Source organism: Desulfopila aestuarii DSM 18488 (genome assembly GCF_900143695.1).
Lineage (GTDB): Bacteria > Desulfobacterota > Desulfobulbia > Desulfobulbales > Desulfocapsaceae > Desulfopila > Desulfopila aestuarii.
In genome coordinates this window covers 72021-93343 of the sequence record NZ_FRFE01000014.1, presented here as the reverse complement: position 1 = coordinate 93343, position 21323 = coordinate 72021, and the positions used below count along the sequence as shown (strand labels likewise).

At 49.5% G+C, this 21323-nt stretch carries 17 protein-coding genes; all 17 read left to right on the top strand.

Features of this window, described 5'->3' with window-relative positions:
- Positions 1 to 7: 7 nt before the first annotated feature.
- The 17 genes from BUF15_RS14445 (at position 8) to BUF15_RS14365 (ending at position 21297) form a co-directional block, all read left to right on the top strand.
- The gene (locus tag BUF15_RS14445; protein ID WP_073614276.1) at positions 8 to 757 is read left to right on the top strand and encodes a F0F1 ATP synthase subunit delta; all 750 of its coding nucleotides are present in this window, start codon (positions 8 to 10) and stop codon (positions 755 to 757) included.
- 54 nt (positions 758 to 811) lie between these two features.
- Positions 812 to 2326: a F0F1 ATP synthase subunit alpha gene (locus tag BUF15_RS14440; RefSeq protein WP_073614275.1), complete on the top strand. Its 1515-nt coding sequence runs from the start codon at positions 812 to 814 to the stop codon at positions 2324 to 2326.
- Positions 2323 to 3162 carry a F0F1 ATP synthase subunit gamma gene (locus BUF15_RS14435; RefSeq protein ID WP_073614274.1) on the top strand — a complete coding sequence of 280 codons (840 nt, stop codon included), beginning with the start codon at positions 2323 to 2325 and terminating at the stop codon, positions 3160 to 3162. The genes BUF15_RS14440 and BUF15_RS14435 overlap by 4 nt, the downstream gene beginning before the upstream one ends.
- A gap of 170 nt (positions 3163 to 3332) precedes the next feature.
- Entirely contained in the window at positions 3333 to 4802 is a 1470-nt protein-coding gene (locus BUF15_RS14430) for a sensor histidine kinase (RefSeq protein WP_073614273.1), read from the top strand.
- Positions 4799 to 6157: a sigma-54-dependent transcriptional regulator gene (locus tag BUF15_RS14425; protein WP_073614272.1), complete on the top strand. Its 1359-nt coding sequence runs from the start codon at positions 4799 to 4801 to the stop codon at positions 6155 to 6157. The genes BUF15_RS14430 and BUF15_RS14425 overlap by 4 nt, the downstream gene beginning before the upstream one ends.
- Before the next feature lie 423 nt (positions 6158 to 6580).
- Positions 6581 to 6823: a hypothetical protein gene (locus tag BUF15_RS14420; RefSeq protein WP_073614271.1), complete on the top strand. Its 243-nt coding sequence runs from the start codon at positions 6581 to 6583 to the stop codon at positions 6821 to 6823.
- Between the two features lie 379 nt (positions 6824 to 7202).
- Positions 7203 to 9038: a proton-conducting transporter transmembrane domain-containing protein gene (locus tag BUF15_RS14415; protein WP_234981183.1), complete on the top strand. Its 1836-nt coding sequence runs from the start codon at positions 7203 to 7205 to the stop codon at positions 9036 to 9038.
- 37 nt (positions 9039 to 9075) lie between these two features.
- Complete coding sequence (locus BUF15_RS14410) at positions 9076 to 9993, top strand: respiratory chain complex I subunit 1 family protein (RefSeq protein ID WP_073614269.1); 918 nt, start codon at positions 9076 to 9078, stop codon at positions 9991 to 9993.
- Complete coding sequence (locus tag BUF15_RS14405) at positions 9990 to 10643, top strand: hydrogenase (RefSeq protein WP_073614268.1); 654 nt, start codon at positions 9990 to 9992, stop codon at positions 10641 to 10643. The genes BUF15_RS14410 and BUF15_RS14405 overlap by 4 nt, the downstream gene beginning before the upstream one ends.
- Positions 10644 to 10647: 4 nt before the next feature.
- Complete coding sequence (locus BUF15_RS14400; protein ID WP_073614267.1) at positions 10648 to 12075, top strand: proton-conducting transporter transmembrane domain-containing protein; 1428 nt, start codon at positions 10648 to 10650, stop codon at positions 12073 to 12075.
- Complete coding sequence (locus BUF15_RS14395) at positions 12068 to 13585, top strand: hydrogenase large subunit (RefSeq protein ID WP_073614265.1); 1518 nt, start codon at positions 12068 to 12070, stop codon at positions 13583 to 13585. The genes BUF15_RS14400 and BUF15_RS14395 overlap by 8 nt, the downstream gene beginning before the upstream one ends.
- A gap of 58 nt (positions 13586 to 13643) precedes the next feature.
- On the top strand, positions 13644 to 14387 hold the full coding sequence (locus BUF15_RS14390) for an NADH-quinone oxidoreductase subunit B family protein (RefSeq protein ID WP_073614264.1): 744 nt from the start codon (positions 13644 to 13646) through the stop codon (positions 14385 to 14387).
- A 217-nt stretch (positions 14388 to 14604) separates the two neighbouring features.
- Complete coding sequence (gene trkA / locus BUF15_RS14385; RefSeq protein ID WP_073614263.1) at positions 14605 to 15942, top strand: Trk system potassium transporter TrkA; 1338 nt, start codon at positions 14605 to 14607, stop codon at positions 15940 to 15942.
- Positions 15939 to 17402 carry a TrkH family potassium uptake protein gene (locus BUF15_RS14380; protein WP_073614262.1) on the top strand — a complete coding sequence of 488 codons (1464 nt, stop codon included), beginning with the start codon at positions 15939 to 15941 and terminating at the stop codon, positions 17400 to 17402. Before trkA ends, BUF15_RS14380 begins: the two co-directional genes overlap by 4 nt.
- A gap of 159 nt (positions 17403 to 17561) precedes the next feature.
- Positions 17562 to 19529 carry a PAS domain-containing hybrid sensor histidine kinase/response regulator gene (locus tag BUF15_RS14375; protein WP_073614261.1) on the top strand — a complete coding sequence of 656 codons (1968 nt, stop codon included), beginning with the start codon at positions 17562 to 17564 and terminating at the stop codon, positions 19527 to 19529.
- An 88-nt stretch (positions 19530 to 19617) separates the two neighbouring features.
- Positions 19618 to 20424, top strand: coding sequence for a glycosyltransferase domain-containing protein (locus tag BUF15_RS14370; RefSeq protein WP_073614260.1), 807 nt, complete (start codon positions 19618 to 19620; stop codon positions 20422 to 20424).
- A 198-nt stretch (positions 20425 to 20622) separates the two neighbouring features.
- Positions 20623 to 21297: a hypothetical protein gene (locus BUF15_RS14365; RefSeq protein ID WP_143170727.1), complete on the top strand. Its 675-nt coding sequence runs from the start codon at positions 20623 to 20625 to the stop codon at positions 21295 to 21297.
- The last annotated feature ends 26 nt before the right edge of the window (positions 21298 to 21323 follow it).

Genomic DNA, 21323 nt, shown 5'->3' with positions numbered 1-21323 from the left:
TTGTGTTGTGGAACTGAATTGGACGACATTTTTCCTTGAGATCCTTAATTTCCTGGTGCTGGTCTGGCTCTTGAAAAGGCTGTTGTATCTACCGGTTAAGGAGATGATTGAAAAACGCAGGCTCAGCCTTGAAGAGCAGTTGCAGAAGACCAGAGATATGAAAAAAGAGGCGGAGCAGTTAACCGCCCAGTATACCCATCGTCTTGCAGACTGGGAAAAAGAGCGACAGGAAGCAAGGACGCAGCTGGAACGTGAAATAGCAGTGGAACGTGAACATCTATTATCAAAACTTGAGGATGAACTATCGGCCCGGAAAAAGAAGAACGAAATCCTGGATGAGCGAAAAAAACGTGAGCAGCAGGAACAGTGTGAATTTCGTGGTGTTGAGATGGGAGCTCGATTTGCAGCAAATTTGCTGGCACGGGTCGCTTCGGAAGATCTGGAGTCTCGTCTGATTGAGTTGTTAATGGCTGAGATAAGGGATTTGCCGGATGAACAAAGAAATGTGCTGGCAACCATAAGTGATGATAGTCAAAACCATACGGCCGAGATTGCCAGTGCCTATCTCTTGAGTGAACAGCGGCGTCACGATTTGCAAATCTATGTAAATGACCTTCTGGATAAACCTCTTGCCATAACGTTCATTCAAGATCCAAAGCTGTTGGCAGGGGTACGTATCAAGGTGGGGCCATGGATTATTGATGCCAACCTGGCCGAGGAGTTACGGGCATTTTCGGCTGCAGCACAGAAACATTGAGCGTGTGATACGAAAAATGATCGCAATAAATTGAGGAGAGCAGATACGCTGAAGATGGTGATCGATCCCAGAACCAAATATGGTGGTGAACCTGAAAACAGCCCGTTGGATCGGCTGGAAGGCTACCTTCGTTCCTACCAGTTTCGTATGCGTTTTACTGAACAGGGACAGTTGGTTTCTGTAGGTGACGGAATCGCCTGGATTAGTGGACTGCCTTCAGCGCGGATGAACGGTTTGCTTGTCTTCGCTGACGGTAGCCGGGCCATGGTTTTCGATCTGGCCATTGACAGGGTGGGGGTGGTTCTGCTGGATGACAGTCAGGCGCTGACGTCAGGCATGCCAGCTTTTCTTACCCATGAACGGCTTTCTATGGTCTGCGGTGATAGCCTGAAGGGAAGGGTTGTTGACCCGCTGGGCAGACCGCTTGATGGATTGGGGGAACTGCGGGAGGTGCGTTGGCGAGCTATTGAACAAAAATCCCCGCCAATTATCCAGCGCGACTTTGTTCGAAAGCCACTTTATACTGGTGTAAAGGCAATCGACACACTTATTCCTGTCGGGAAAGGCCAGCGTCAATTGTTGATTGGCGATGAGGGACTTGGCCGTAGCTCACTGGCTGTCGATTGCGTGATTAATCAGCGGGGGCTGGACGTTCAGTGTGTTTATGTGCTGATCGGCCAGAAACGTTCTTCGATTATCAGTACTATCAACACACTGCGCAGAAACGGGGCTATGGATTACACCACCATTGTCGTCGCAGAGGCAAGTGCTCTGCCGGGCATGCAGTATCTGGCCCCCTTTTCCGGCTGTACCATAGCAGAGGGATGGATGCATGCTGGTTGCGATACCCTGATCATTTACGACGATCTCAGCACTCATGCCAAAATCTATCGTGAGCTTTCACTGCTTTTACGTCGCCATCCGGGACGTGAGGCGTATCCGGGTGATATCTTTTCAATCCACGCACGGCTTCTTGAGCGGAGCACGGCTCTGGCAGTTGAGTCGGGCGGCGGCACGATGACGGCGCTGCCGATCGTGGAGACGGAGCAAGGTGATATTGCCGGTTTTATTCCAACCAATCTCATTTCCATTACCGACGGTCAGATCTATCTCGATGGTAATCTTTTTTCAGCCGGCTACCGTCCGGCTATCGATATCGCCCGTTCCGTTTCCAGGATAGGCGGGCAGGCACAGCATCAGCAGATCAAGGCGGAGGCTGGCAGGATGAAGCTGGATTATCTGCAGTTTCTAGAGCTTGAGGTCTTCACCCGTTTCGGCACCAGGCTGGAAGCTTCGATGGAAAAAGCCATTCGCCGGGGCCGTATACTTCGTGAAATATTCAAGCAGGAGCAGCTCAATCCATTACCGGTAGAGCTGCAGATGGCTTGGTTGATAGCCTACAATTCAGGCCTTTTTGATAATATCGAGCTTTCTGAAGTCGTGAAGGTTATGCATCATTTGCAGCAGTGTCTGCAAAAAGATCCTACGAGTTTAGAAGAGAGCCGCGAACGCTGGTTGGAAAAGCTGTCGAACTGGTTCGATGAGATTGTATCAACAGGTGTGCCATGAGTCGATCCCGCAAGATAGCATTGCATCTTCAACAACTGCAGGAGCTTCAGGCCATTATCAGTTCGATGCGAACCCTTGCCCAGCTGGAGTTGCATAAACTGGCCGCTCAAGCCGAACAGCAGCGGCAGATGTCGGATGTGCTTGATACGGTAATCGCAGATTTTCTCTACTTTTACGATCTGGCAGGATCTGGGAGTGGACCGGATTTACTTCTTGTTCTCGGTTCAGAGCGGGGCTTTTGTGGGCCGTTCAATGAAATACTGGCGACGGAATTATCAAAAACGCGAGAGGATGGTGGTGAACCATGCAGTGTTCTGATTGTCGGCGGAAAGCTCTCTCGGCACCTCGGTGAGGAAGCAGAGGGATTTGGGATAATGGCCGGTGCTTCAACAGGCGAGGAACTGTTTGCGATACTCTCTGAGGTTGTCGTTGAGGTAAGGAAACAGATGAAGCGCCATCAGGCCCAAGGGCTCCGCGTCATGTATCACGACGATGCTTCCGATACGGTGGTGTTGAGACAACTGCTGCCTCCTCAAACGAAAGAGAAAATAAAAAAACAAACCTTTCCTCCACATCTTTACCTGGAGCCTGATGTGTTTTTTCAGGATTTTCTTCAACATTATCTCTTTGTCGGATTGATCCGGTTGTTAACCGCCTCTCTTCTGGTTGAAAACAGATATCGTGTTCAACATTTGGGTGGGGCTCTCCACCGACTTGAAGAACGACTGGCTGCTATGCAACTGAGAGTCAGATCTCTGAGGCAGGAGGAAATTACTGCCGAGATTGAGATGATTCTGCTTGGCAGCGGTGCCTTCGACCTCGGCAAGTCAACTTGATACAACCTTGTTATCTCTCTTTTCTGATGTTACATATTCTTCCCTGGGGCAAAAGGGGCGCTAGAGAGGTCACGATCTGACGACGTTATCTTGATCTTTCCAGGATGAGTCCGTTTTTCATATTGTGCCTTTCGGAGTAAGTCGGGCGTAATTATACAGAAAGCAACATAATGAAATTATTCTATCACCTGTTTGGCTACCTTCTGTTCGGTATGATTTTACTTATCGGCACCGATGAGTATTTCAATTTTCTCGCCGAGGTGGACCAGTTTGAAAAAGATATGGTCTCCAACGCGGTGCAGAATGGACGTTCTATTTCCGCGATGATCGGCCACACCTGGCAAGTGAGCGGCGAGAAAAAAGCGAAAGAACTCATTCAGGATGCGAGTAATAGCGGTACGATCGGGGTTACCTGGGTGTGGGTCGATGAATTGGTGGCTGACACCACCCGCCCCATGTCTGAACAGAAAACCTTGCAGAAGGTAGCCGCCGGAGAAACGGTTTCCCTGAAACTGGAAGGCGTGGAGAGTGAAAAATACCTCTATACCTATGTTCCGGTGGACGTTGGAGAGGAACGCCAGGGTGCGCTTGAATTACGGCAACCACTTTTGCCACTAAAAAAATTTACCCGCCGGATGGCTGATCGTGATTCCTTTATCACTGCCGTATTGGCGCTAGTTTGCGGCCTGTTTCTCTACTATTTTATCTACTGGAACATTCGATTGCCGCTGAATCGGCTAACCGAGCGTGCTCGACGAATAGGGCAGGGTGATCTGACTGCCGATCTGGATATCCAGGGTAGCGACGAACTGGCCGATCTGGCAAGGACCATGAACGATATGTGCGCCAGCCTGATTATTGCCAGGGAGAAAATCAAATTTGAATATGATGCCCGGTTAAAGACCCTTGATCAGTTACGCCATACCGAGCGGCTGTCGACCTTCGGCCTCATTTCGGCAGGTATAGCCCATGAAATTGGCACCCCGCTCAATGTTGTGGACGGTCGGGCCAAAATGATCATGCGAGATGAACTTAACGAGGCGGAAATCAAGGAATGCGCGACCATCATCAAGAGTCAGGCTGAGCGCATGACAAACATTATCCGGCAATTGCTCGACTTCACCCGGCGACCGCGGCAGCAGATTGCTGAAGAAAATATTATTCTTATAATCAAGCAGATTTTTCAGCTGCTTTATCCCATGGCCAGCCGGCAGCGTGTCGAGTTTATGCTGAACCGGGAAGAAGGGGCCGAAGTAACGCTTAAGGCGGACGGTGCCCAGATCCAGCAGGTTTTGATTAACCTCATGATGAATTCCATTCAGGCCATGCCGGATGGCGGTTCTGTTTCCATCAGCGTTTCGAATGAGATGCTGCCTTCCTCGCAACATTCAGAAGATGGTTCGCGGTCCTATCTGAAAATTCGTATCGTTGATGAAGGCGAGGGTATTTGTAAAGAAGATCTGGAACATATCTTCACGCCTTTCTTCACTACCAAAACTATTGGCACCGGCACTGGCCTGGGCCTCTCGATAGCCCATGGCATTGTTGAGGAGCATGGCGGCTGGATAAATGTTGAGAGCACTGTCAGAAGCGGGGCGTGCTTTTCTATCTATCTCCCCATGCAACCGAGTGAATCATGAGAGGATCCATTCTCGTTATAGAAGACGACCAGGATATGTGCGAGTTGTTAATCGCCGGTTTAGGGCGTCGGGATTTTACGGTATCCACCTACACTTCAGGAAAAGCGGGGCTTGCGGCTGTCTATGCACGTTCTGCCGATGTGGTGCTTGCCGACATCAATCTGCCGGATATGAACGGGCTGGATATTTGTAAGGCAATTGCCACCGATTCGCCAGATATACCGGTTGTTATCATGACGGCGTTTGGCAGTATGGATACGGCTATTGCTGCGATACGGTCAGGGGCTTACGACTTTGTCACCAAACCGCTGGATATGGATATTCTTGCCATGTCACTGGACAGGGCGGTGCGGTACCGGAACCTGCAGCAGAAGGTGAAGATGCTGAGCGATGCGGCCATGGAGCCTCGGCGCTTTGAGAATCTTCTCGGAGAGAGCCCGGTGATGGAAGAGTTGTTTTCGCAACTCAGTCGAATCGCCGATTCTGAGGCATCGTTGCTGATAACCGGCGAAAGTGGTTCAGGAAAAGAGCTGACTGCCCGGGCGGTGCATAATCACAGTCGCCGAAAGGATAATCCTCTGGTGACCATCAATTGTGCGGCGATGCCCGGGCAGCTATTGGAGAGTGAGCTGTTCGGACATAAAAAAGGCGCCTTTACCGATGCCAGAACCAGTACGAAAGGTCTTTTTCTTGAAGCGGACGGCGGGACACTTTTCTTGGACGAGGTGGGTGAAATTCCGCTTGATCTCCAGCCGAAACTGCTGCGCGCCCTGGAAGAGCGCTGCGTTCGCCCGGTTGGGGGAGCCACCGAACTGCCTTTTGATGTTCGAATCATTGCCGCCACCAATCGCGATCTGGAATCGGCGGTTGAGGATGGACTCTTTCGGGAAGATCTTTTTTACCGGCTGAATGTCATCCAGATCGAGATGCCGCCGCTTCGTTCGCGGGGCACAGATATTCTGTTGTTGGCGGGCAAGTTTATCGAACATTTCGCTGCTCGTCAAAATAAAGCCGTGACTGGCTTGGCCACCGGGGTTGCAGAAAAACTGCTGGAATATTCCTGGCCGGGCAATGTCAGGGAATTACGCAACGCCATCGAACATGCTGTTGCTCTCACCCGTTTTGACAAACTGGTTATCGATGATCTGCCAGAGAAGATCCGGATATTTCGTAATGATTATATTGTGGTAGGTGACCAGGACCCAATGGAGCTCATCTCCATGGAAGAGATGGAACGGCGCTACATCTTGCACGTCTTGAAATCCACCGGCGGTAATCGAACCTTGACGGCACGGATATTAAAGGTCGATCGCAAGACCCTGTACCGAAAACTCCAGCGTTACGAAGAAGAATAAATTCTTTATAAATTCTTATACCTCTTCCATATCAGCCTGGCCGCAATCCGATTGAGTGGGGCATTTTTCCCCAGTTGGGAAAAATGCCCCGAATCGTTTTTCCTGACCTGAATCTCTCCCTTTTGCTTTTTCATTCACCAAAAGCTGACCTTATAAACCGGGTTTCCCGGTTGCGTCCTGTATAACCCTTTGTTGCTGAAATATATGGCTGGGGCATAGTGCCCCAGCACGAGCATCGTAATTTTTGCTACCCATGTTACATCGTGGTTGTTTGCGTATGGCATAACCATAAAACGGTATTTAAACTCACAATATATCTAACAATAACAGTTGTATGGATTCATGTCTGTCGTGTGGCACATAAACTGCAAAGTTATATCGGGTTGGGGTGGTTAACTCGAAATTTTTCAGCAAAGGTTCAATGTGACTATTCTCATAGGTATTACCCAGGAACCGGCAAAGGCGAAAGAGTATTTAGAAGGCCAATATGGAGATATCGGCGGGTTGACGGAGGTTGGACCGTTCCTGTCAATGGTGGATGCCCTGAACTGGCTGGTATATCTCAAGAGTCTGATCTGGGATTTCGAAGAAATCATTCCCCAGAATCAGTCTGGAAAAGACCAGCTCTGGTATGGCTTCACCTACGAAAATGCAAAGGATCGCTGAAGAGATCCTCCGGTCTAATAAAATTTGATATTTGTGATAACACCCATGAATACGGGTTGATAGATCAAATACAAAGTAGGGCCTTTAACACGTTTAAACGAAATGTACACATATACAGGTATAGGAACAGTATTTACGACACTATGAAATTTATAGTCATAACAATATGGAGGGCCCATGATAATAACAGGCTGACTCACTGGATAGCTCAGGCGACAGAACATTCACCTTAGATAACGACACATTATAACGAGGTATGATGGACATTTTCTTACTTTCACTCTCAGTTGTATGCGCCGGTGGGTTATTCGCGCTATCAACGTATCGGCTCTTTCGGTTGATGAAGGCCGGGTATATTGCTTTGACCCTAGCTGGTTGTTTGATCGGGTTATATGCAGTTGCCACTACACTTCAAAGTGATGAGGTCGTGACCTTTTCAGGGTCCTGGCTGCATCTCTTCACCCTCTCATTTTCACTTGATGCTCTTTCAGCTTTTTTCCTGATCCCGATATTTGCAGTCTGTCCGCTGGCCGCGCTCTATAATTTTCATTATATGGATAAGGCAGCTGACAGCGGCCGTGTGGCGGTCAATTTTTTCTTTCTCACTCTGCTGATCGTCTCCATGGCGCTGGTTGCAACTGCCGACAACATCATCAGTTTTGCCCTTTCATGGGAAATTATGTCGCTCTCTTCCTTTTTTCTGGTGATGCACGATTATCAGAAAAAAGAAACCCGGCAAGCGGGCTACATTTACATTCTTTTCACTCAGGCAGGCGCCATGTTTCTTTTTGCGGCCCTGGCCCTTGCTTACAGTTACACAGGATCTTTTGCCCTTTCATCCTTTGCTACAATGCCGGCAAGCATAAAGGTTGTCGTCTTTTTCCTGGCCCTGGTCTGTTTCGGCTCAAAAGCAGGCGTGTTTCCGCTGCATACCTGGCTACCGCATGCCCACCCTGCAGCTCCAAGTGCCATATCCGGTGTCATGTCGGGTGTCATGATCAAGATGGGCATTTACGGTATTATCAGGCTGTATGGCGTGCTTGGTGCCACTGATATCATTTTTGGCCAGGTCATTCTGGTTCTTGGCATGATCTCAGGAGTGCTCGGTGTGGTTTATGCATTGGGTAAGCAGGATCTGAAAAAGATTCTGGCCTACAGCAGCGTTGAGAATATCGGTATTATTCTGATCGGTGCAGGCATCGGCATGATCGGCATCGCCGTTGGTGATATGGTCATGGCGAGTTTTGGCTTTGCTGGCAGCCTGCTGCACGTTTTCAACCATTCGCTCTTCAAACCGCTGCTCTTCTTTGGGGCAGGATCGGTGCTGCATGGCACCGGTACCAAAAATGTCGATCAACTGGGCGGGCTGGTCAAACGGATGACCACCACTGGAAAAGGATTCCTCTTCGGGTCGTTGGCTATATCAGGCCTGCCGCCTTTCAACGGATTTGTCAGCGAGTTTCTCATCTATTTCGGTGCGTTCCACGGTCTTACCCAGAAGGGGGCAACCTTCATCTTGATCATGTTGGCTATTATCTCCCTGGCTTTTATTGGAGGATTGGCTATCTCCTGTTTTTCAAGAGTGTTTGGTCTGGCCTTTCTTGGTGAACCGAGAAGCCCTGAAGCAGCCAAAGCGCATGAAACAGATTTCTCCATGACCTTTCCGATGGTTGTGCTCTCTGCAGTTTGCCTTCTGATTGGGTTGTTCCCTGATCCCTTTGTTCAGATGGCAATGCTGGGACTGAAAAGCATCACTTCGCTCAATCTGGTCGAGACTTCGGCGGTAGCTGTGGTGACGCAGAATCTCGGTTTTGCGGCACGGATTTTTGTCGGTGTGTTTCTCTTCACAGTTGTGCTTCGGAAAATATTCTATCGTCAGAAAGAGATTGGCAGCGGGGGAACCTGGGGCTGCGGTTTTACCCAGCCGACCGTACGCATGCAGTATACCGGTACCTCATATGGGATGAGTATTGTTGAGTTTTTCCGGCCTTTCGTCCAGGTGCGAACCTATTACTCTGGCATTTCCAAGATATTCCCAGGACGTACAACCTATGAGTCCCGGGTGGATGATATTGCCGAGATAACACTGGTGGACAGAATTGTTACCCCCTTTGTCTTTCTGCTGGGGAAATTCCGCTGGATTCAGCATGGCCACATTCAGCTGTATATCAGCTACATCATCGTGACAATTATTGTTCTGCTTCTGTTTATGTAAACACAGGCAGATGCGACATTTTATACAGAGGTAACGGATGGAAACATATCTATCACTCGCCATTGCGATACTGGCAGCGCCGCTCTTTCCAGGTATCATTTTGAAGGTAAAGGCCTTCTTTGCCGGAAAAAAAGGGCCGCCACTGTTAATCAAATATTACATTCTGGCCAAGTTACTGCGAAAAGGATCGGTCTACAGCACCAGCACCTCCTTTGTGTTTCAACTTGGACCAATCGTCTCGTTTGCCACCGCGCTCATTGTTCTGCTCTTTTTTCCATTGGCCGGAGCGAACCCTTTGCTCTCCTTTCATGGGGATGTGATCGTGTTGTTCTACCTTCTCGGTATCGGACGTTTTTTTACCGTGGTGGCAGCGCTTGACACGGCTTCGCCATTTGAAGGAATGGGAGCAGCTCGGGAGGTCTTCTTCTCATGTATTGCTGAAATCACCGTCTTTGCCGTACTGGTGGTTTTTTACCGGTTGACCGGTTCGCTCAGTTTCGCCGAATACTTTAGCGGTGATAACAGCATCTCGCTGATGAGTGACAAGGGCGCATTGCTGCTGCTCGTCATCGTTTCAATGTTCATGGTACTGCTTACTGAAAACTCTCGGGTACCTGTGGATGATCCGGCCACCCATCTTGAGTTGACCATGATCCATGAGGTCATGATTCTCGATCATAGCGGCCCGGATCTGGCGCTTATCGAGTTGGGCGCCTTTTACAAACTGTTCTTCTACTCATCTTTTATCGCCAACCTTATCTACCCACTTTCAAGCCTTTCCGGATTTTCCAGCTGGGCGCTGTTTTTGGGTCTTCTTGTCCTTGTCTATGCGGCAATCGGTCTGACAGAGTCGATTATGGCCCGGTTCAAGATGAATCTGGTACCCCAGTTCATCCTCACTTCGTTTGCCCTGGTCTTTTTTGCCTCCATATTAACCATGGGAGTCTTTCAATGATAAATCTGACTGAAGCAACGCTGGTTGTTATTTTGCTGTCAGTGCTGTTGTCGCTGGGCTCCACCAGGCTGATGGCGCTGGTACAGATCATGGCCCTTCAGGGTGTCATGGTTTCACTTACTCCACTTCTTCTGAAACACAATGAAGCATTCAGCAGTGGAGCCATCATCTTTTACCAGGTGATGATTTTGATCAAAGGAATATTGATCCCTGGTCTTTTGTATCTGGCGGTGAAAAGGGTGGCAATCAAACGTGAAATTGAGCCATTTGTTGGCTATCACGCTTCGATCCTTGTCGGCCTCGGCCTCATTCTCGTGTCCGTTTTTATTACCAACAATCTGCGTCTTTCACTTGCCTCCGGCAACGATATTGTGCTGATAACCGCCATTACCACTATGGCATCCGGATTATTCCTGATGATGGCACGCCGAAAAGCAATCACCCAGGTAATTGGTTACCTGATGCTTGAAAACGGTATCTACCTCATCGGTACTGCGCTCACCAATCACACCCATACTATCTATGTAGTTGAATTCGGTGTGCTTCTCGATGTACTGGTCGGCGTCATGATCATGGGCATTATCCTGCACAATATCAGCAGGGCTTTCGATGATGTGGACACAACCTTACTTGGACGATTAAAGGATTGATACTATGATAGAACTTGTCTTTTTACTGCCACTGGTTGCTGGGCTTGCCGCCCTCGCACTCCCATCGGGCATGAGCAGGATACTGCTCCTCTGTACGGCGCTTCTTCACCTGCAGTTAACGGTGATGAGCTGGATGGGTAAACTTACGCCAGCCTTCCCGCAGTTTTTTAGTGCATCGCCTGAGGGGTTGCTGATTCTTCTGGTCACCTCGTTTATCTTCGTCTGTATTTCCATTTATGCGTTTTCGTATATCGAGGAGACAGAGGTTGAAAATAAGCCGGTGTTCAACTGCTGCATGATGCTGTTTCTCGGCACCATGTCCATGGTGACATTGTCGGATCATCCCATTGTTCTCTGGATCGCCATCGAAGCAACGACCCTGGTGAGCGCACCCCTAATTTTCTCGCATCGCTCCACCGAAGCTCTAGAAGCAACCTGGAAATACATCCTCATCTGTTCTGTGGGAATTGCACTGGCATTGTTGGGTTGCTTCTTCATCACCCTCGCCATGGAGCTTGGCAATATCGACGCACCGCTCACCTTTAACTCGCTGAACACCGTCGCAGCACAGCTCGATCCGGTATGGCTGAAGGCTGGCTTTATTTTTGTTGTTATTGGTTTTGGTACCAAGATGGGACTTGCGCCGATGCATACCTGGTTGCCCGATGCACATAGTCAGGCTCCGAGTCCTGCTTCGGCGCTTTTGTCGGGTGCTCTTTTAAACTGCGCTTTTCTTGGTATCTACAAGATGGATGTGCTGATGAATGTGGCCGGACTTGGTGAATTTTCCGGTAATGTTCTGGTAGGTTTTGGTCTGCTCTCCATGATTGTCGGCGCCATTTTCATTATTGGCCAGCCCGATTACAAACGGATGCTTGCCTATTCGAGTATCAAGAACATGGGCGTTATCGCCTTCGGTGTCGGTATCGGCGGCTTTGCCATGTACGGCGCCTTCCTGCATCTCATTCACCACTCGCTTATCAAGTCCTCACTCTTTCTCTCAGCTGGTAACATCCTTTTGGGTTTCGGGACCAAGAAGGTGCAGCGGATCGGCGGGATCATCAACAGTCTGCCAAAAACGTTTGTTTCGTTTTTTGCAGGATTTGTCGGTATTTCCGGTTTGCCACCGTTCGGGCTCTTTATCAGTGAAGTGATTATCATAATCGGTGCGTTCCAGAGTAAGCGCTATATAAGTGCTTCCTTATTCCTCTTTGGGCTGACCCTGGTTTTTGCCGGGGCGGGACGTGTCTTTATGTCCATGTCCTTTGGCGAAAGTGTGGAGAAAGTACAGGTGGGCGAGAAAATGCTGCGTCTGATTGCCCCGTACGCTCTGCTGCTTGCTTCCCTGACCCTCTGTGTCTGGATGCCGGATGCCATTTATACGGCGATTAACCAGGCGATCGCTACCATCGGAGGAACGATTCATGGATAACTACCTTTTGCAAATACATAACGGTCAGGTTATACCCCGGGCCGATATTCCCCAGGTCCCATATGATGTGTTTTATACCGAGCTTTCGGCGTTTGTCAAAAACGAGGGCTTTATTGTCCAGTATTTTGCCTATCAGGAAGAGAATGCAAACCGACTGCTGGCAGTTGTTCGCAATAGTGCCGGACTTTTTGTCATCGGCACCGAAACTGGTCGGACCTTTAAGTCGCTGACCGGCGCTGTCAGCGAAAAATTCCATATGTTTGAGCGGGAGATAGCCGAACAGTATGGGCTGAAGCCTGATGGGCATCCCTGGCTGAAGATGGTTCGGTATCACAAGAACTATTCCGGCGAAGAGGATGTCTTTGGGAATAACTATTCTGCTGAGATCCCCGGCAACTACCCCTATTTCAAGGTGGACGGGCAGGCTATCCATGAGGTCGCGGTCGGGCCGGTTCATGCGGGTATTATTGAACCGGGTCATTTCCGGTTTCAGTGTGCGGGTGAAGAGGTTCTTCATCTCGAAATCCAGCTTGGTTATCAGCATAGAGGCATTGAGAAGATGATGCCGACAATGCCGCAGAAACGCTTTCCGATCATCTGTGAGACAATTGCCGGCGACACCACCATTGGTCATAATCTCTGTCTATGCCAGGCAATGGAGTCCTTGAGCGGCAAAAATGTGGACAAAGGAGCGAAGATTGTTCGTTCAATCGCTTTGGAACTTGAGAGGATATGTAACCACATTGGTGACCTGGGAGCATTGAGCGGTGATGTGGCCTTTAACCCGCCTGCAGCCTACTTTGGCCGGCTACGCGGGGAGTTTCTCAATCTCCTACAGGTTCTGAGCGGTAATCGTTTCGGAAGAGGGCTTGTTCGACCCGGCGGTGTGGCCCATGTGATGGGTGACGAGCAACGTCAGCTTATTCGGGCAAAGCTTGCCGAAACAACCCCTGAAATTGAACACGTCTGTGATCTGCTCTTTACCGCCCATACCGTTTTGGCCCGATTTGAGCACACAGGAACCGTGAAGCATGAGATGGCGAAAGACCTCGGTCTGGTGGGTTACGCTGGCAGGGCCTGCAACATTGGTTATGATGCGCGGGTCAGTTTTCCTACGGAAATGTATGGTGAACTGCCTCCAAACAGCAACCATGTGACGCAGGGGGATGTGCTGAGCAGGGCGACGGTTCGAAGAGAAGAGATCATGCACTCCTTAAAAATCATCAATATGCTGCTCGATAAACCGGAGACGACCGCTGCACCGGTACAGATGGAAGATTGTGCTCTCAAGCCCGATTCCTTTGTCGTAACCATTAACGAGGGATGGCGCGGTGAAGTTTCACACTGCGTCTTGACCGACAGTAGCGGAAAAGTGCAGCGTTATAAGATCAAGGACCCGTCCTTCCATAACTGGACCGGGCTGGCCATGTCTTTGAGGAATCAGGAAATCTCGGATTTTCCGCTGTGCAACAAGAGCTACAACCTCTCTTACTGCGGATTCGACCTGTAAGAAGCTACGGCGGCAGAAGAGTTCTGCCGCCGTTCACCTGTGATAAAAGGTATAGAATATGCTGAAAGTATTCAAAAACAAACTGGAGCAGGGGTGCAAGACCTCTGCATATCCGAAAGTGCCGATCAACCTCTACCATCGTTTTAGAGGGTTGCCGGTGATAGACAGTAACTGCAGCAGTGATGTCGTCAGGCAGTGTGCTGTTATCTGCCCGCAGGAGGCCATAGACGTCTCTGCCAGGACCATTGATCTTGGCAGATGCACCTTCTGCGGCCAGTGTGAAACAGTGGCGAATGGCGCTTTTGTCAAGTTCAGCCAGAATTTCGAACTGGGTGCAGCTAACAGATCCGATCTCATTACTGGCGGCAGTTTACCGGCGCTGGCGGATCATGCCAAACAGCATTTCAAGAAACTTTTTGGCCGTTCACTGCAGCTTCGCCAGGTTTCGGCGGCTGGTTGCAATTCCTGCGAAGCTGACACCAACGTCCTCAATACCCCGTTTTTTGATCTGTCACGCTTTGGTATTGATTTTGTGGCCTCTCCCCGCCATGCAGACGGTATCCATGTTACCGGGCCCATTTCCCGTAACATGCGCCAGGCCCTGCTTGATACCTATGAGGCTGTACCAGCGCCGAAGGTAGTTATCGCCAGTGGTTGCTGTTCAATTTCTGGCGGGCCTTTCTATGGCAGTGATGAGGTAGTCGGTGATCTGAACAGCCTTCTGCCTGTTGATCTTTATATTCCCGGCTGTCCGCCCCATCCTTTGACGACGCTGCATGCCCTTTTGCAGTATTTCAAATAATTTTTTCCTCAATTACTATCCGTTCACTTTGAATGTGGTGGACGGATAGCCTCTTTTCTCAGCGCGCAGTTGCTCTAACTTCTTACCGAATTTGTCATTTCGGGTTTTGTCTTGGCGTGGTATTTTGTCGCAGGCAGGCGGATAGAGATCTCCCGTGAAATGTATCCTACCCTGTAAGTCACGCATTTCACGGAATAAGAGGGAAGGAGGACTACAAATGCAGATACTTGTCTATGGGGCAACCGATATCGGCTATATGATCGCTGCCCGGTTGTATCTGGAACATGATATCACCGTCATCGATGAGTTTGAGCGGCTGCCGGAGCGGTTCAATAACCTTGACATTGGCTACGTTTGCGGCAGTGGAGCCGATGTGGCGGCACTGGAGCAGGCAAACGGCAAGAAAGCGAAACTGTTTATCGCTTGTAGCTTGACGGACGAAGCCAATATTGTCGCCTGCTGGACCTTTAAGAAAATTGTTAATGCTGAGACGGTCTGTTTTGTCCGTAAAGGAGAGATTTACAATAATCTTGTTTCACCTGTCCAATATCGTTACCAGACGAAATATGATATCGACACGGTCATCTGGCCTGAACAGTTACTGACCCAGGATATCTTTCGCATTATCCTGGTGCCGGAGGCCATCGATGTCGAATATTTCGATGACGGTCAGGCCAAACTGTTCGAGTACCGGATCAAAGATGACTCACCGCTCTGCAACAAGCGAATCATGGACTACTCCTTTCCCAAAGATGTACTTATCGTAGGTATTACCAGGGATAATGTTCTCTTTATTCCAAATGGTTCCACCACCATTGCCGTAGACGATAAAGTGATCTTCATGGGGACAGGTCCAGCATTGGATTTGCTGGCCGTCAATGTTTTTCAAAAAAATGACAGAATCCGGACTGCAGCGGTTATCGGCGGTGGCAATGTCGGTTACTTTCTGGCCCACCAGATGGAGCAAGCCAATATCCGGGTGAAAATATTTGAGCACAGTCTCAGCCGATGTACTTTTTTAACGGATAATCTCAAAAAAAGTCTGGTGTTGAATGGTGACGGCACCGATCTTGAGTTGCTGGAGAATGAAGGCATTGGTGATATGGATGTGGTGATCTGCGTCACCAATAATGACGAGAAAAACCTGCTCTGCTCGCTTTTAGTCAAACAGCTTGGGGTTCGGCGCATCGTCACCCGGGTTGGTAACGCCCGAAACGCTCAGCTTTTTGAAAAGGTCGGCATCGACGTGGTCGTTTCGCCCAGAGAGTCGGCGATGAAAGAACTGCTCAATCACCTGCATGCGAAAAATGTCAATATCCTGGCACTGGTGGAAGGAGGGCAGGGCGAAGTACTTCGTATCGAAGTATCTGAAGCATTTGTCGATACCAGGGTTATGGATCTCAAATTGCCGGCAAATGCCATCATCGGCATTATTAAACGTGGACGCAGCATTGTGATACCAGATGGTCGAACCATGATCAGCGCTGGTGATCAACTGAAGATTTTCACCATTGCTGAAAATGCTGAATTGTTGCGGGCGGTCTTTACAAAATGAGAAAGAGCACGATTGCCAATGCCCTTGGCCTGATACTCCTCGGCATTGGGGTGATTATCCTGTTGCCGATTGTGGTGGCGATACTCGAGGAGGAGTATTCATCCATTCTTCCTTTCCTGGTGGCTTCCGTTTGTGCATTAATTTCCGGGTTGATTTGCCAGTGGCGAGGCGGATGGGGTCATAATTTCGATTCTGTTACGCGCTCCGAAGGATTTATGATTGTAACCCTCACTTGGGTAGTGATGGCGGCAATAGGTGGTATTCCCTATCTTTTTTATGGGCTGAGCCCGCTTGATGCCTACTTCGAGTCCGTCTCAGGTTTTACCACTACCGGGGCGACAATCCTGATCGACTTCTCCCTTTACCCCAAAGATTTCTTCTTCTGGCGGAGTTTGACCCAGTGGTTGGGGGGCATGGGTATCATCGTTCTCTTTGTCGCCATCCTTCCCCAGTTTGCCGTGGCTGGCCGCCGGATGTTTTTTGCAGAAGCACCTGGGCCGACCGAAGACAAGTTTACCCCGCGTATTGCCCAGACCGCCAAGGCGCTGTGGCTTATTTATGTCCTGTTGACTGTTGTTGAAGTTGGATTGCTCCATTTTACCGGTATGCCGCTATTTGATGCGGTCTGTAACAGTCTCACAACCATGGCTGCGGGTGGGTTTTCACCGCATCCACAGTCGATCATGGGGTACCAGAGCTCAGCTTCAACCTGGATTATCACCTGCTTTATGTTTTTGGCAGGAGGAAACTTTGCACTCCAGTATCGTGCCTTGGTCCAGCTGAAACCCCACTCGCTTTTTCGAAGCGAGGAGTTTCGTCTCTATCTCACTATTGTTTTGTTCATGTCAAGCATGCTGGGCCTGAATCTCTATTTCAGCCACCAGATGTCCGGGGCTGACAGCCTGAGGGATGGTCTGTTCCAGATCGTGTCCATTATTACCACCACCGGCTTTTCCTCGGTCGATTTTGCTTTGTGGCTTGTACCCGCGCAAACAATGCTGTTGACGGTTATGCTGGTCGGAGGCTGTGCCGGTTCTGCCGGTGGCGGTGTTAAGGTTGTACGCGTTCTTTTTATGGGTAAATACCTCCAGAGGGAGGTGTCACAGGTGCTCCATCCCCAGGCGGTGTTACCGGTAAAAATCGATCGAACCACAGTACCTGAGGATATCCAGCGCCAGATTCTCGGTTTTCTCCTTTTTTACATCATGCTCATGGTGATATCTGGGCTGGTTGTGACCATGATCGAGGGCGATGCGGCTGTAGGGTTTGTCGGTACCGCCGCAACAATTGGCAATATCGGTCCCGGATTTGGCGAAATAGGTCCGATGGGGAGTTTCGGCATGTTATCAATTGCCACCAAGATCATCTTTATCATAAATATGATTGTGGGCAGGCTTGAGCTGATACCTTTTATTGCCATGTTGCATCCCGATTTCTGGACATTTCGTCGAGGTTGCTGAGCTGTCCGCTTTGGATGGTGCGTGATGAACGTCGAAGATATAGAACATCCGCTTGAAAAGAAGGCCATAAATGGCGACAATAAAAGTGCAGGAAATGCGACTCTGCTCACTGTCCCCTTTGAGCGCTGGGTTAACCTTTCGTGATCGAACCACCCGGTAATGATGAAGAAATCCTCTTTTCAGGAACTCCAGGACAAAATAGAACAACTGCACCAGGAGCAGGCAGTTTTGCAGGAAGCATTGCGAAAATGCCGGAGTGAAGTTGTTGCAACCCTGGAAGAACGGGATCGCAGCCAAGGCTTAATAGAGCTGGCGGCTGACGCTATTTTTACCGGTGATCCAAAGGGCAATTTTACCGGTGTCAACCAGAGTGCCATTGCCTTGACCGGTTATTCACGCGATGAGCTGCTCACCATGCATATGGGCCAGCTATTTTCGAAAGAGGAGCAGCTTCGGGTGCCGCTTCGCTATGATCTGCTCAAACAGGGAAAAGTGGTGCAAACTGAGCGGACTCTCACCAGGAAAGATGGCTCTGTTGTCCCCATTGAGATGAACAGCAAGATGATGCCGGATGGCACCCTGCATGCTTTTATCCGTGATGTGACCCGGCGAAAGGTGATGGAACAGGACCTTCTTGAATCGGAAGCGCATCAGCGTGCTTTATCGGAAGCGACCTTTGAGGCTGTCGTTCTCACGAGAAAAGGCGTCTGTATCGGCCAGAATGATAATACCGAAAAAATGTTTGGCTACTCACCGGAAGAGCTGGAAGGCAAATATTCCACCATATTGATCGCTCCCGAAGAACGGGAAAATGTGCGAGAGAATATGGATTCCGGCTATGAACAGGCCTATGAAACTATGGGTCTCACCAAGGATGGTCGCCGATTCCCCGTGGAAATTTGCGGGCGTGAGATCAATTACCGGGGCGAGCAGGTGCGGGTGGCAGCGATACGCGACATCAGTGCCCAGAAGCGGGCAGAGCAGGATAGTCAAGTTATCCAGAAGCTTGAGAGTATTGGTACCCTGGCAGGTGGAATAGCTCATGATTTCAACAACATTTTGACGGGACTGTTTGGTAACCTCTCTCTTGCCAAAATAAAGCTGGAAAATACCCACCCGGCGTTCAGGCACATCGAACAGGCAGAAAACAGTCTCAATCGTGCCACTCATCTTACCGGGAAGTTACTGACCTTTGCCAAGGGGGGAGACCCCATAATCGAACAGGTCAGTCTCGTCGATCTGGTCCGGGAGACGGTGTCTTTTGATCTTTCCGGCAGCAACATCCGGCTGGTGCTGTCGGCTGATGACGATCTCTGGCAGGCAGAGGTGGATAAAGGCCAGATCCAGCAGGTTTTTTCCAATCTGGCGATCAACGCCAAACAGGCGATGGTGGATGGTGGGCATCTTAGCATACGGTTTTCAAATTACCAGCATGGCGCCGATAATCTTCTTTTTGGACTCACTGCCGGCAAGTATATTCGAGCCGAGGTCCGCGATGAGGGTATCGGCATCAGTGAAAAACATCTTGGCCGGGTGTTTGACCCCTATTTCAGTACCAAGCAGACCGGCCGTGGTCTCGGACTTGCCAGCGTCTTCTCGATCATCGCACGGCATAAAGGGAAAATCAGCGTGAGTTCAGAGCTTGGAAAAGGGACAACCTTCACCATGTATCTGCCCGCGTCGTCTCACCCGGTAGAACCAATTGCACCGGGTCAAGCGGAACCAGTCGGACCACTTGGCTTCCAACCAAGGGTTCTGGTCATGGACGACGATGAGGATATTCTCCATGTCGTCGAAGAAATGCTGGTCGCAATGGATTGTCAGGTGGTAACGGCAGTGAATGGTTTTCGCGCTGTCGAACTGTACCGAAAAGCAGTTGATGATGGGCGGTGCTTTGACCTTGTTATTCTGGATCTTACCGTTCCCGGTGGAGGAGGTGGCAAGGAGACCGTCCAGCAACTGCTGGAGATCGATCCCAAAGCCAGGGTTGTGGTTTCAAGTGGTTATACCGAGGATCCTGTGATGGCGCATTATGCAGATTACGGATTTCGAGCTGTTGTTTCTAAACCATATATCTTCAATCATTTACAGCAGGTGGTCTTCAGGGTTTTACATGACTCCCCATGAACAGTGCCCGGAAAATGCGCCATTTACTCTTTTCTCCACTCTCATGTAACAGCATCATCGGGCCTGCTGGAACTGCCTCTCCATATCTATGAATTATCTCCAACATCTCAAGAAATATAACACCAATCGTGGCGGCGGAAATCTCGATCTCTGGCGTATGGTTCTATCATACAATCTGCGACGCTTGTTTCAACGTCCGAGCCTGGTGCGACTGACAAGTGCCCGACGATATCGAGGTGAAAAAAAGCTTTTTTACACAATAATGACTGGCGGGTACGACCGACTCAATGAGATCCCTCAAAAGCTGCCGAACTGGGATTACGTCTGCTTCACCGACAATAAGGCTCTTTCGAGCAGAACATGGCGGGTATGCTTGCTGGAAAATGAGGAGGATTTTGATCCGGTCAGATTATCGCGTCATTTCAAAATCAACCATCATTTGGTCGATCAGGGGTATGATATCAGCGTATACGTTGACGCAAATCTACGTATACGCGGTGATCTAGATAGTTTTCTTGCCCAGGCACTACCGATTGACAGTGATTTCGCTATCCTGCAACATCCATTTTTGCATTCGCTCAGCCAGGAGCTGGAAAAATGCATTGAAGAAGGGAAGGATGATGTGGATATGTTGCAGCGACAATACCAGCATTATACCAATGAAATGGGATTTCAGGACCATTTGCCCCATATCAATGCCAGGGTGATGATCCGTCGGTCCGGCCGACCGGCGCTGCAACTGTTGATGGAGACCTGGTTTACTCAGCTGCTAACCTGGTCACGAAGGGATCAGATGGCATTCAATTATGCCTTAAGTCTTTGTCCTGAAGTGCAACCGTATTATATTCCATATTGGATTTTTCGAAATTATTTCAAACGAATGGATCACCGGTAAGTTGATTGTTTCAGTGAAAGACTGTTGAGCCATCGCGATGCTGCTGCGGTTGAAATGTAACATCGTGTGGTTTTCATATGGAAGATATTGATTCCGCATGGAATATTTGCTAAGTAGAGACATATCGCAGAAAAGTGAGCATTGATATAACGGTTATCGCTGCTGTTCTTCTGCAGTTTTTCTCTCATCGGCATATGCATGGACGGTAACACTACGCCGGAGGTGATGGCGAAAGAGGTCTCGGCGCTTAATACTTTCTGGCTCATCCAATATCTTACAGATCGCCATCCATCCCTCGATCTTCAGGGCATGCTTGACCGGCTTGCAAAAATGTTTCCCTGCTATGTCGAAAATCTGCAGAGTGGTGTGGTGGAACCCGTAAGGTTATATCACCTGCAGAATCCCCGCTACTGGTTCTCTCATAACTTTGTCAAAGCCTTCCATGACCTGATCCTTGAGCAGGTGCCTGATCCACGCCTGGGCTACAAAATCGGCTCCACCCTCCATAAGACTCAACCTGTGATACGTACCACCCTTGGGATGGCGCTTTTAGGGGGGCATAGGGTGGCGATGAAAATCTCCCAGGAGGCGGCCAAATATAATCGTACCAAAGAGTATCAGATACGAAAACTGGAGAAAGGGTTCGTTGAGATACGGATTGTCCATAATCCGGGTATTGTCATCAATGAATTTACCATGCAGTGGAATGCCGGTTGCTTTGCGGCATATGCCAAGTTGGCGGGTGCGAACGATATCACCGTCGATGCAATTTGTGTCGATTCCGGTCCGACACATTCGGATGAGGATAAGAGATCTATCTGGGACTTTCAGATACGCTACCAGGAGCCAAATCTGCTCATTCGGCTTGGCTAAGGCGCTCTCTATTGTCTGCCCTGGAT